Source organism: Duganella sp. BJB1802, from assembly GCF_013369445.1.
GTDB lineage: Bacteria > Pseudomonadota > Gammaproteobacteria > Burkholderiales > Burkholderiaceae_D > Rugamonas > Rugamonas vulcania_A.
On record NZ_JABWEF010000013.1, the window covers coordinates 129,005 to 141,223 of the forward strand.

12 protein-coding genes are annotated in these 12,219 nt (G+C 64.4%); 5 read left to right on the forward strand and 7 right to left on the reverse strand.

Translation table 11 applies throughout. From position 1 onward, the window contains the following. Window positions 1-116: 116 nt before the first annotated feature. Window positions 117-2,807 carry a DNA mismatch repair protein MutS gene (gene mutS / locus HUX88_RS20470; RefSeq protein WP_176362947.1) on the forward strand — a complete coding sequence of 897 codons (2,691 nt, stop codon included), beginning with the start codon at window positions 117-119 and terminating at the stop codon, window positions 2,805-2,807. Beyond that, the gene (locus HUX88_RS20475) at window positions 2,804-3,844 is read left to right on the forward strand and encodes a hypothetical protein (RefSeq protein ID WP_373886818.1); all 1,041 of its coding nucleotides are present in this window, start codon (window positions 2,804-2,806) and stop codon (window positions 3,842-3,844) included. Before mutS ends, HUX88_RS20475 begins: the two co-directional genes overlap by 4 nt. Before the next feature lie 4 nt (window positions 3,845-3,848). Here the strand turns inward: HUX88_RS20475 and HUX88_RS20480 are convergent, their stop codons facing one another. After that, entirely contained in the window at window positions 3,849-4,391 is a 543-nt protein-coding gene (locus HUX88_RS20480) for a peptidylprolyl isomerase (protein ID WP_161090055.1), read from the reverse strand. A 103-nt stretch (window positions 4,392-4,494) separates the two neighbouring features. Between HUX88_RS20480 and HUX88_RS20485 the strand changes: the two genes are divergently transcribed. The 3 genes from HUX88_RS20485 (at window position 4,495) to HUX88_RS33295 (ending at window position 6,647) form a co-directional block, all read left to right on the forward strand. Next, window positions 4,495-5,616 carry a cupin domain-containing protein gene (locus HUX88_RS20485; RefSeq protein WP_176362948.1) on the forward strand — a complete coding sequence of 374 codons (1,122 nt, stop codon included), beginning with the start codon at window positions 4,495-4,497 and terminating at the stop codon, window positions 5,614-5,616. Window positions 5,617-5,631: 15 nt separating this feature from the next. Then, complete coding sequence (locus HUX88_RS20490; protein ID WP_176362949.1) at window positions 5,632-6,108, forward strand: hypothetical protein; 477 nt, start codon at window positions 5,632-5,634, stop codon at window positions 6,106-6,108. A 296-nt stretch (window positions 6,109-6,404) separates the two neighbouring features. After that, entirely contained in the window at window positions 6,405-6,647 is a 243-nt protein-coding gene (locus tag HUX88_RS33295; RefSeq protein ID WP_116990225.1) for a hypothetical protein, read from the forward strand. Window positions 6,648-6,808: 161 nt separating this feature from the next. On the opposite strand, the gene bamC is transcribed toward HUX88_RS33295, so the two are convergent. From bamC to HUX88_RS20525, 6 genes are all read right to left on the reverse strand, one after another. Then, a complete protein-coding gene (bamC, locus tag HUX88_RS20500) occupies window positions 6,809-7,924 on the reverse strand; it encodes an outer membrane protein assembly factor BamC (protein ID WP_176362950.1) in 1,116 nt (371 codons plus the stop codon). A gap of 138 nt (window positions 7,925-8,062) precedes the next feature. Further along, on the reverse strand, window positions 8,063-8,938 hold the full coding sequence (gene dapA / locus HUX88_RS20505) for a 4-hydroxy-tetrahydrodipicolinate synthase (RefSeq protein ID WP_117014828.1): 876 nt from the start codon (window positions 8,936-8,938) through the stop codon (window positions 8,063-8,065). 87 nt (window positions 8,939-9,025) lie between these two features. Beyond that, the gene (locus tag HUX88_RS20510; RefSeq protein WP_117014826.1) at window positions 9,026-9,574 is read right to left on the reverse strand and encodes a bifunctional 2-polyprenyl-6-hydroxyphenol methylase/3-demethylubiquinol 3-O-methyltransferase UbiG; all 549 of its coding nucleotides are present in this window, start codon (window positions 9,572-9,574) and stop codon (window positions 9,026-9,028) included. Continuing rightward, entirely contained in the window at window positions 9,571-10,773 is a 1,203-nt protein-coding gene (locus HUX88_RS20515; protein ID WP_176362951.1) for a tryptophan--tRNA ligase, read from the reverse strand. The genes HUX88_RS20510 and HUX88_RS20515 overlap by 4 nt, the downstream gene beginning before the upstream one ends. Window positions 10,774-10,779: 6 nt before the next feature. Next, window positions 10,780-11,457: a site-2 protease family protein gene (locus HUX88_RS20520; protein ID WP_117014822.1), complete on the reverse strand. Its 678-nt coding sequence runs from the start codon at window positions 11,455-11,457 to the stop codon at window positions 10,780-10,782. Between the two features lie 106 nt (window positions 11,458-11,563). Then, a complete protein-coding gene (locus tag HUX88_RS20525; protein WP_117014820.1) occupies window positions 11,564-12,187 on the reverse strand; it encodes an L-threonylcarbamoyladenylate synthase in 624 nt (207 codons plus the stop codon). Between the last annotated feature and the right edge of the window lie 32 nt (window positions 12,188-12,219).

Genomic DNA, 12,219 nt, shown 5'->3' on the forward strand with positions numbered 1-12,219 from the left:
TTCGCACACACAATCTTTGGGGCGGCGCGCCCGAAAGCGGTAGAATGATGGGTTAAGCGCCGGGGCCGTTTTCGCCCCTGCAAAACCAGACTCATCGCACCGCCGAAAAAGAACCAATGACCACCGTCCCGACCGAAATCAACGCCGCCGCCGTCAAGAACAGCCCTACCGAAAAAGTCACTCCGATGATGGCTCAGTACCTGAGCATCAAGGCCGAATACCCGGACATGCTGGTGTTCTACCGCATGGGCGACTTTTATGAGCTGTTCCACACGGATGCGGAAAAGGCGGCGCGTATCTTGGGCATCACGCTGACGGCGCGCGGCAGCTCGGGCGGCCAGCCGATCAAGATGTGCGGCGTGCCGTTCCATTCGCTCGAAGGTTATCTGGCCAAGCTGGTCAAGATCGGCGAGTCCTGCGCGATCTGCGAGCAGATCGGCGACCCGGCCACCAGCAAGGGCCCGGTCGAGCGCAAGGTGATGCGCGTGGTCACGCCGGGCACGCTGACCGACGCCGACCTGCTGCCGGAAAAGGCCGAACGCCCGCTGCTGGCGATGTGCATCATCAGCCAGCGCAAGGTGGCCACGGCCGGCCTGGCGTGGCTGTCGCTGGCCAGCGGCGCGTTGAAGCTGATGGAGTTCTCCGGCGACACCCGCACCGTCACCGCCCGCATGCAGCAGGAGCTGGAGCGCATCGCGCCGGCCGAGGTGCTGCGCGGCGATAACGCCGACCTGTTCGAGGAAGCCGTCCACTGCCACGTCAACCGCGTGCCGGACTGGCACTTCGACGTGGTCAGCGGCCACAAGTCGCTGCTCGACCAGCTCGGCGTGGCGACGCTGACCGGCTTCGGCGCCGACGGCCTGGGCGCGGCGTTCGGCGCGGCCGGCGCGCTGCTGCGCTACGCGCAATCGACGCAGGGACGCGGCCTGCAGCACGTGCGCTCGCTGGCCACCGAGACCGAGAACGAATTCATCGGCCTCGACGCCGCCACCCGCCGCAACCTGGAGCTGACCGAGACCATCCGCGGCCAGGAGTCGCCGACCCTGTTCTCGCTGCTGGACCACTGCCGCACCGCGATGGGTTCGCGCCTGCTGCGCCACTGGCTGCACCACGCGCGCCGCGACCAGGCCATCGCCCGCTCGCGCCACGAGGCCATCGCCGCGCTGGGCCACGCCGACGCCACCGGCGCGCTGTCGCACACGCTGGCGCAGGTGCCGGACATCGAACGCATCACCACCCGCATCGCGCTGCTGTCGGCGCGTCCGCGCGACCTGGCCAGCCTGCGCGACGGCTTGCAGCAGCTGCCGTCGCTGCGCCAGGCGATGCAGCGCGCGCTGACCGATCCGGACGGCCTGCTGGCCTCCGTTCATGGCGACATGGCCACGCCGGCCGCCTGCCTCGACCTGCTGCAACGCGCGGTGGCGTTGGAGCCGGCCGCGATGGTGCGCGACGGCGGCGTGTTCGCGCGCGGCTTCGACGCGGAGCTCGACGAGCTGCGCGCGCTGTCGGAGAACGCCGGCCAGTTCCTGGTCGATCTCGAAACGCGCGAGCGCGCCCGCACCGGCATCGCCAACCTGCGCGTGGAGTACAACAAGGTGCACGGCTTCTACATCGAGGTCACGCACGGCCAGACCACCAAGGTGCCGGACGACTACCGCCGCCGCCAGACGTTGAAGAACGCGGAGCGCTACATCACGCCGGAATTGAAGGCGTTCGAGGACAAGGCGCTGTCGGCGCAGGACAAGGCGCTGGCGCGCGAGAAGATGCTGTACGACCAGCTGCTGGGCGACCTGGCGCCGTACATCGGCACGTTGCAGACGATTTCGAAGGCGCTGGCGCAGCTCGACGCCCTGACCTCGCTGACCGACCACGCGCTGCGCCACAACTGGTGCGCGCCGCAGCTGGTCGATACGCCGTGCATCAACATCGCCGAGGGCCGCCATCCGGTGGTGGAGAACCAGATCGAGCGCTTCATCGCCAACGATTGCCGCTTCGTCGAGGACCGCCGCCTGCTGCTGATCACCGGCCCCAACATGGGCGGTAAATCGACCTTCATGCGCCAGGTGGCGCTGATCACGCTCTTGGCCTACGTGGGCAGCTACGTGCCGGCCGCCAGCGCGACCATCGGTCCGATCGACCGCATCTTCACCCGCATCGGCGCCACCGACGACCTGGCCGGCGGCCGTTCGACCTTCATGGTGGAGATGACAGAATCGGCCGCCATCCTGAACGGCGCCACCGAGCATTCGCTGGTGCTGATGGATGAAGTGGGACGCGGCACCTCGACCTTCGACGGCCTGGCGCTGGCGTGGGCCATCGCGCGCCACCTGATCGACACCAGCCGCAGCTTCTCGCTGTTCGCCACCCACTACTTCGAACTGACGCAGCTGCCGGAGAGCCATCCGACGGCGGCCAACGTGCACCTGTCGGCGGTCGAGCACAAGGACAGCATCGTGTTCCTGCACGCGGTGCAGGATGGTCCGGCGTCGCAGAGCTACGGCTTGCAGGTGGCGCAGCTGGCCGGCGTGCCGCAGCCGGTGATCAAGGCCGCGCGCAAGCATCTGGCGCGGCTGGAGGCGCAGGCGCTGGACGCCACGCCGCAGCTGGACCTGTTCGCCGCGCCGACCGCCGATGCGGACGACGAGCTGCTCGACGCGCCGGCGCACAACGCGCCCGCAACGGCCAGCCCGGCGATGCGCGAACTGCTCGATGCGCTCGACGATCTCGATCCCGATGCGCTGACCCCGCGCGAAGCGCTGGAACGCCTGTATCAGCTCAAGCGCCTGACGGAGACGGCGCAGGCATGATGCAGCTGCGCGTCCCTGGTCCGGCCACCGCCGCTGCGCCGTTGCGCCATCGCGCCGCAATCGCGGCCTGCGCGCCCGATACCGCCGGTGCGGCAGCGCTGGTCGCGCTGGTTACGCTTGCCGTGCTGGCCGCGTGCCCAATGCAGACGGCGCAGGCCGCGCAGCCGGCGACGCGCGGCTTCCAGTTCGGCGTGATCGGCCATTCGTTCAAGAGCGGCCCGGATGAATCGGTGCTCAAGCGCGCCATCGCCGATGTCACACAGGTGGCGCCGGCCTTCATCGTCGCCACCGGCATCAAGGCCAGCACGGAGCCTTGCAGCGACAGGCTGTATGCCCAGCGCCGCGCGCTGCTGAACGACGCGGCGGCGCCGATGATCGTCTCGCTGGCCGGCAGCGACTGGAGCGGCTGCGTCAATTCCATCGGCCGCTCGAACGCGATCGAGCGCCTGAACCGCCTGCGCGAACTGTTCTACGCCGACGGCGAGTCGCTGGGCGAGCGCCGCCTGCCGCTGACGCGCTTGTCGGCCAGCGCCAAGTTCCGCAGCTACGCGGAGAACGCGCACTGGGAATACGGCAAGGTGCTGTTCGCCACCATCAATCTGCCGGCCAACAACAACCACTTCCGCGCCGAGGCCGGCCGCAACAGCGAGTACGAGGACCGCCTGGTGGCCAACCGCGCCTGGCTGCATCGCCTGTTCACGCTGGCGGAGCGGCAGAAGATGCAGGGGCTGGTGCTGTTCTCGGACGGCGATGTCGGCGTGCAGGCGGAGCAAGGCTTCTCGCTGCTGCCGAGTTTCCAATCGAAACAGGATGGCTTCGCCGAACCGCGCCGGCAGATACGGGCGATGTCGGAAAAATTCAAAGGGAAGGTGCTGCTGGTCGACACCCAGGGCGGCGCCGGGACCGAGCCGTCCATCGTCTGGCGCGGCAATGTGGGACATCTGAGCCTGGCCGCGGAATGGGCCGAGGTGCGCGTCGCGCCCGGCAGCGCCGCCCTGTTCACGCTCAAGGGCGGCGCCGCCGAGGCGACGCAGTAACCACTTAGTGGATCGGGTGGATGGCGACGTGATCGCCGTCTTCGCCTTCGTCGTCCTCGTCACCGTGGTGGTGGCCGTGGGCGCCGTGCACGTGGCCGTGGGCGATTTCTTCGTCCGTGGCTTCACGCACTTCGGCCACGTTCAACGAGAAGCGCAGCGCCATGCCGGCCAGCGGGTGATTGCCGTCCAGGACCACTTTGTCGTCAGCGATATCGGTGACGGTGAAGATCATCGCTTCTTCGCCATCGTCGCCATCCGGCATGCCTTCGAACTGCATGCCCACTTCCAGTGGCTCCGGCAGGCGGTTGCGCGGCTCGACCTTGACCAGCGCGGCGTCGTAGTCGCCGAACGCATCTTCCGGTTCGATCTGCAGGATCGTGGAGTAGCCGGCTTCCTTGCCGTCCAGTTCTTCTTCGATCTTCGGCAGGGTGTTCTCGTAGCCGCCGTGCAGGTAGACCATAGGCTGACGGCCGTCTTCGATCAGATTGTCCTGGGCATCGGACAGCTTGTAATTCACAGTCACGACCGTGTTCTTGGCAATCTTCATTTTGTAATTCCTTTCTGTATATAAGCCCCGGAATTATACCTTGGATCGCCTGCCCGGCCGCCGCCGGCCCGACAATCGGCGCGGCGATGGTTATAATGAGCGCATGAAAAAATTACCTCTCCTCGGCGACATCACGCCGGCGCAGTTCCTGCGCGACTACTGGCACAAAAAGCCCCTGCTGATCCGTAACGCCATCCCCGGCTTCAAGCCGCTGCTGAGCATGGAGGCGCTGACCAAGCTGGCCTCGACCAACCACGCGGAATCGCGCCTGGTGACCAACGTCGACGGCCAGTGGAATATGCAGCACGGCCCGCTGGAAGGCCTGCCGCCGATGGACCAGAAGGAATGGACCGTGCTGGTCCAGGGCGTCAACCTGTTCGACGCCAAGGCCGACGCGCTGCTGCGCCAGTTCCGCTTCCTGCCGGACGCGCGCCTGGACGACCTGATGGTCAGCTTCGCCACCGACGGCGGCGGCGTCGGTCCGCACTTCGATTCCTACGACGTGTTCCTGCTGCAGGCGCAGGGGCAGCGCCGCTGGCAAATCGGCCCGCAGAAGGACCTGAGCCTGGTCGAGGGCCTGCCGCTGAAGATCCTGGCCAATTTCAAGCCGCAAGAGGAGTTCGTGCTCAATCCGGGCGACATGCTGTACCTGCCGCCGCACTACGCGCACGACGGCGTCGCCATCGGCGATTGCCAGACCTATTCGATCGGCTTCCGTTCGCCGTCCTACCAGGAGCTGGGCGAGGCCTTCCTGCAGTTCATGGCCGATTCGATCGACCTGCCGGGCCGCTACGGCGATCCGGAGCTGGAGGCGACCTCCAAACCGGCCGAGATCCCGCGCGACATGCTGAACACGATCGCCGCGGAGATCAACAAGGTCAGCTTCACCGAGGAAGACATCACCATCTTCCTGGGCGAGTACATGTCCGAGCCCAAGCACAATGTGTTCTTCACCGGCCCGGCCAAGCCGCTGACGTTCGGCAAGTTCGGCGAAGCGGTGGCGAAAAAGGGCCTGTCGCTGTCGCGCAAGTCGCAAATGCTGTACCGAGGCAAGCACGTGTTCATCAACGGCGAATCGTTCGGCGTCAGCCGCGCCGACAAGATCACGCTGGAGCTGCTGGCCAACAACCGCGCGCTGACCGGCGCGGAAGTCACCCAGGCGTCGGACGACGTCATGGACGCCTTGTACACCTGGTACCAGGACGGCTGGATCGAGTTGGGCTAATCACAGGGAGGCGGCATGGACAGGCAGAGTTTTCCATTCACCACCAGGGCGGAATTTCTTGAGCACCTGGCCAGCTGCTTCACCCGCGCCGAGCGCACGCTGACGCTGTTCGACCCGGATTTCGCCATCTGGGAGCTGGGCAGCAGCGCCACCGACGCCCTGCTGCGCCGATTCCTGCACAATGGCGGCCAGCTGCAACTGGCCGGGCACGACGGCCATCACATCGAGCGCGACGCGCCGCGCTTTCTGCGCTTGATCAAGGATTACAGCCATCTGGTGGAGGTGCGCCGCACCAGCCAGCAATTGCGCCAGTTGACGGACTCTTTCTGCATCGCCGACGAGCGCCATATCGTGCGGCGATTTCACGCGAATCATTTCCGTGGCGAAGCAGTTTTTGACGGGCCGGAAGATACCCAAACCAGTGGTGACCGTTTTATTACGATTTGGTTAGAATCAACGCCCGGTTTGTTCGCAAACTCAACTGGATTATGATCCAGTTCAAGGTAAAATGCCGGTGTTCGATGCGAACACTGGTATTCTGTGGCGAATCTGCTAAAGTAGAGTCGAAACGGAAAAGTTGCGATATCGCAAAATAGTTGTGGAAACGGCTGTTTCTCCTATTGCGACGCACTAAAAATCGCTATAATATTCGGTTAGGAAGTTTCCGTTGTCTGGCAGGCACCATTTCCGGTACGAAAGCCTTCGAAGACGACCTAATGAGCGATAATTACCGGTAATTATTAATCGCAACAATTGTGTTTAATTTTGAATTAATTAAGGAAAACCCCATGAAAAAATCCCTGCTGATCGTTTCCCTGCTGGCTGTTGCTCTGGCTGCTTGCTCGAAAAAAGAAGAAGCTCCTGCTGCTCCAGCTCCAGTAGCTGCTCCAGAAGCCGCTGCTCCTGCTGCTGCTCCAGCACCTGCTCCAGCTGCTGACGCTGCTGCTCCAGCTGCTGCTGCTCCTGCCGCTTCGGACGCTGCTGCTGCTCCAGCCGCTTCGGCTGCTGCTGCTCCTGCTGCTTCGAAGTAATCAGCTTGCGGAAAAGCCGGCCTTCGGGCCGGTTTTTTTACGCCTGATGCTTTTGCATCCAAGGGGAAAGTTCCATTTGGATGCGGATATAAAAAAACCCGCCAGCCCGAACGCGATCTTAAGCGCGTTCAAGCTGGCGGGTTTTTTATTGCCCGATTAACTTATTTCAATTGCTCGTGCAGCAGGGTCAGGATCTTTTCGGCGACCGGGGTGGCTTCCGCTTTGCCGGCATTGCTCAACACGGTAACGGTGCTGCTATTGCCCGCGCCGGCTTTCACCGAAATGCGGTAGCGCTGCGCTTCCTTATCGGCTTCCGACGAAGAACCCCAGCTGAACAGCTTGCCGAAGAAGCCCTTGGTTTCGGCGGCGTCGTCGACGTAGCGGACAAAGTAGGTGCCCTGGGTGCGGTCGCGGTCTTCGACCGTGAAACCGGCGCGGTCCAGCGCCAGGCCCACACGGCGCCAAGCGCGGTCGAAGCCCTCGTCCACCTGCACGGCGCGGTCGGCGCCCGCGCCCACCAGCGACGCATGCTGCGGCTGCACAATCGCGGTATCGACGGCGGACTTGGCTTGCGCCACTTCCGAGCCGTTGCCCAGCTTGGTCATCAGGCGCGCCAGGAATTCAGCTTCCAGGCCCGGATCGTTGGGACGCGGCATCCAGGTGGTCGATTCCTTTTGGGCGCCGGTGACCACTTCCTGGGCACCGCGATGGCTGATGTAGATCTCGCTGGCGCCGTCGGCGCGGCGTTCGATGCGGGTGCGGAACTTGTCGCGCTCGCCGCTGGAATAGACCGAGTCAAACACCTTGCCGATGGTGTTGCGGATGAAATCCTGCGGAATCTTCGCGCGGTTTTCGTTCCATTCGGTTTCCATGGTACCGGCGGTGGCGTTTTCCTTGGCCAGCACGAAACCCGAATCTTCCCAGAATTGCTTCAGCTGCGGCCACAGTTGCTCAGGCGTCTGCTTGATCACCAGCCAGCGCTGGTTGCCGTCGCGCTCGACCTTGATGTCGTTGATGCTGGTCGGCACCACGGTACCGGCGGCCGGCGTGCCCGGCATGATGGCGGCCGGGCCGGTGACGATGCCCTTGGAGGCGTTGTAGCCCGAGGCGGTGGCGATGCCGTTGTTCGAGTCCGGCAGCGAGTAGCGGTTATCTTTCTGCAATTGCGTCAGATCCGGCGGCACGTCCAGCGTGCTGGCCTTCTTGGCGGACTTGTAGTCCACCTTATCGTTGCCGACCACGGAGCTGATCATGCCGCAACCGGTCAAACTGGCCATCAATGCGCCGACTACAACGGCGCGCTGCGAGGAAATAGAAGCTGTCTTGCGAATAGTCATGTCGTTACTGTTTAAGAAGCTGAAAAGCAGCAAATCAGGGATGATCCGAACCGAAGTCGGGGCTTGTGGCTAAGGTTTTTACAGTACGCCGGCTTCTCGCAGGGCCGCGCGTACCGCGTCGTGGCATTCGGCCGCCAGCGGCACCAGCGGCAGGCGGATGCCGGCTGGCATTTTGCCCATTTCCGCCAGCGCCCATTTGACCGGCACCGGATTCGGCTCGATGAACAGTTTCTGGTGCAGCGGGAACATTTTATTGTTCAGCTCGACAGCCTTGGCGAGGTTGCCGGCGATCGCCGCTTCGCACATGTCGGCCATGTCGCGCGGGGCGACGTTGGCGGTGACGGAGATGTTGCCGGCGCCGCCGGCCAGCATCAGGGCCATCGCGGTCGGGTCGTCGCCGGAGTAAACGGCGAACGATTTCGGCGCCAGGCGCAGCAGGTCGTAGCCGCGGCCGATGTTGCCGGTCGCGTCCTTGACGCCGACGATGTTCGGGATTTTTGCCAGGCGCAGGATGGTCTCGTTGCTCATGTCGGCAACGGTGCGGCCCGGCACGTTGTACAGGATGACCGGCAGGTCCACCGCCTCGGCGATGGCCTTGAAGTGCTGGTACATGCCTTCCTGGGTAGGACGGTTGTAGTAGGGAACCACTTGCAGCGTGGCGTCCGCACCGGCTTCCTTGGCGAAGCGGGTCAGCTTGATCGCCTCGGCGGTCGAGTTGGCGCCGGCGCCGGCGATGATGGGGATGCGGCCCTTGGCGTGGGCAACCGTCGCCTTGATCAGCGCGCAGTGCTCTTCCACGCTCACGGTGGCCGATTCGCCGGTGGTGCCGGCGATGACGATGCTGTCCGTACCTTCGGCGATGTGCCAGTCGATCAGCTGATTCAGACCCTCGAAGTCCAGACTGCCGTCTGCGTTCATCGGGGTGACGATTGCTACTATGCTGCCCTTAATCATAGGTAACCACTGCCTGCATAAAGTATAAAACAACGATTGTAGACGATAGCCTGCCCATATGGTGCATTCAGGGCGACAAATCGGCCCTCAAAATGGCGGTAAAAGCGCCGCCACACGCGGGAAATCAGGCTTCACGGCGCATAGACGTTGCACCATGGCAGCTTTTGGCGTGTCGATGACGCCGTCCTCGAAGGCCACCACGCGCAAGCCGTGGTTGCGCGCCCAGTCCAGCAGTTCGCCGGCCTGCAGCAAAAAGGCCGGGTTCGACGGCTTGCCGAACTGTGCGTTGCCATCCGCGAAGGTTTCGTAGATCAGCACGCCGTTCGGCGCCAGGCTGGCCAGCATGTCCGCAGTTAGCGGCCGATGCAGGTAGTTTGTGACCACGATGCCGGCGAATCGCTCCGGACCGAAGGGCCAGACGGCGCCCGCCTCCTCCAGGTCGATGGCGGTGGTGGTGATTTCAGGCCCGGCCGCGGCGGCCAGCGCCTCGGGATCGCGGTCCACCGCGACGACGGCGTGGCCCAGCGAGGCCAGGTGACGCGCATGGCGTCCGCTGCCGCAGGCGAGGTCCAGCACTTCGCCGCCCGGGATCAGCGGGGCGTAGCGTTGCACCCAGGGGGAGACGACGTCGCTCATGAGTACGCCAGCCCCATGGCTTCGCGCACGTCGCGCATGGTTTCCAGCGCCATCTTGCGGGCCGCGTCGTTGCCGTCGGCGACGATGGCGCGCACCAGCGACGGGTCGTCCAGATACTGCTGGGCGCGCTCGTGCATGGGCTCCTGTTCCTTGATGATGGCGTCGATTACCGGCTGTTTGCACTCGATGCAGCCGATGCCGGCGGATTTACATCCTTTTACCACCCATTCCTGGGTCGCGTTGTCGGAATACACCTGATGGAATTGCCAGACCGGGCAGCGGGCCGGATCGCCGGCGTCGGTGCGGCGCACGCGGGCCGGGTCGGTCGGCATGGTGCGGATCTTCTTTTCCACCGTGGCCTTGTCCTCGCGCAAGGCGATGGAATTGCCGTAGCTCTTGGACATCTTGCGGCCGTCCAGGCCCGGCAGGCGCGACGCGGCCGTCAGGCGGGCCTGCGGCTCGACCAGGATCAGCTTGCGGCTGCCTTCCAGGTAGCCGAACAGGCGCTCTCGGTCGCCCATCGACAGGCTCTGGGCGTCGTCCAGCATGGCCTTGGCCTGCTCCAGCGCCTCTTCCTTGCCATCCTGCTGGTATTCGGTGCGCAGTTCGTTGTAGAGCTTGGCGCGCTTGCTGCCCAGCTTCTTGACGGCGTCCTGCGCCTTTTCCTCGAAGCCTTTTTCCTTGCCGTACAGGTGGTTAAAGCGCCGCGCGATTTCGCGCATCATCTCGATGTGCGGCACCTGGTCGTCGCCCACCGGCACCTGGCTGGCGCGGTAGATCAGCACGTCGGCCGCCTGCAGCAGCGGGTAGCCGAGGAAGCCGTAGGTGGCCAGGTCCTTGTTGGACAGGTTTTCGATCTGGTCCTTGTAGGTCGGCACGCGCTCCAGCCAGCCGAGCGGCGTGGCCATCGACAGCAGCAGGTGCAGCTCGGCATGCTCGGGCACGCGGGACTGGATGAACAGCGTGGACTGCGACGGGTCGACGCCGGCGGCCAGCCAGTCGACCAGCATGTCCCAGGTGCTGCGCTCGATGATGGTCGGGTCGTCGTAGTGTGTGGTCAGCGCGTGCCAGTCGGCCACGAAGAACAGGCACGGCAGCTCGGACTGCATCTTGATCCAGTTCTTCAAGGCGCCGTGGTAGTGGCCCAGGTGCATGGAGCCAGTCGGGCGCATGCCGGATACAACACGATCGGGATACATAGTCGCTCAGCTCAGAAGGAAAATAAGGGGATACAACAGCACATGGAACATGCTCTGCAAAATATGCATGCCGCCAATCAGGAAACCGGTCAGCATACCGAACTGCATCATCAGGATCAGGCCGATGAACACGTACACGCCATAACGTTCGATTTGCGCGTACTTGCGCGCCAGCGCCTGCGGCAGGATGCCGGTGACGATACGGCCGCCATCCAGCGGTGGCAGCGGAATCAGGTTGAAGACGCACATGGCCGAGTTGACGCCAATGCCGGCCTTGCTCATCTCGATGAAGAAGTCGTCCTGCGGGATGCCCAGCGCATAGGTCAGCACCACCCACAGCGCCATCCAGCCCAGGCCCATGGCGAAGTTGGCCGCCGGGCCGGCCGCCGCCACCAGGGCCATCTGCTTTTTCGGATTGCGCAGGCGGCCGTAGTCGACCGGAACCGGCTTGGCGTAGCCGAGCGCGGGCAGGTGCAGCAGGCTCAGGATCAACGGCAGGATCACCGTGCCGAACGGATCGATGTGGCGCAGCGGATTGAGACTCAGGCGGCCTTCGTTGGCTGCGGTGGGGTCGCCGAAATAACGGGCGACGTATCCGTGTGCGGCTTCATGCAGGGAAATTGCAAAAAGAACAGGGATCAGGTAGACCGCGATGGTCTGGACAATACTATCGGTTTCGTTCATGAGGGGATTTTACCAGAGGCCGGAGCGTGCTCTTGCTGCGCCGTCGAGGGCCGGCGCGCTTGCCCAGTTAAAAGCCTGACAGTGACAGCCCAGGCTTAGGCCAGGCTTACAGGCCGAACATGGCCGCGTCGCCCCTGCCCTGGCGCACCAGCTCGGCGCCCGAACCGCTGAGGTCGATCACCGTGGTCGGCTCCAGACTGCAGGCGCCACCGTCGATGACCAGCTCGATCTGCTTGCCCAGCCGCTCGCAGATGGCGTCGGCGTCGTTCAGCGCGTCGGTCTCGCCCGGCATGATCAGGGTGGTGCCCAGCAGCGGTTGTTGCAACTCCTCCAGCAGCGCGTGGACGATGGCGTCCTCCGGCACCCGCAGGCCGATGGTCTTGCGCGACGGATGGCTGAGCCGGCGCGGCACGCACTTGGTCGCTTCCAGGATGAAGGTGAACGGCCCCGGCGTAGCCGCCTTGAGCAGGCGGAACTGGCGGTTGTCGACCCGCGCGTAGACGCCGATCTCGCTCAGGTCGCGGCACAGCAGGGTCAGGTGGTGCTTTTCATCGATGCCGCGAATGCGCCGCAGGCGCTCGACCGCCGCCTTGTCGTCCAGATGGCAGACCAGGGCGTAACAGGAATCCGTCGGCACGGCGACGATGCCGCCGTCGTGCACGATCTGCGCCGCCTGCTTGATCAGGCGCGGCTGCGGATTGACGGGATGGACCTGGAAAAATTGACTCATATGGGCGCTGCCGGTGCATGGTCCCGGCCGCT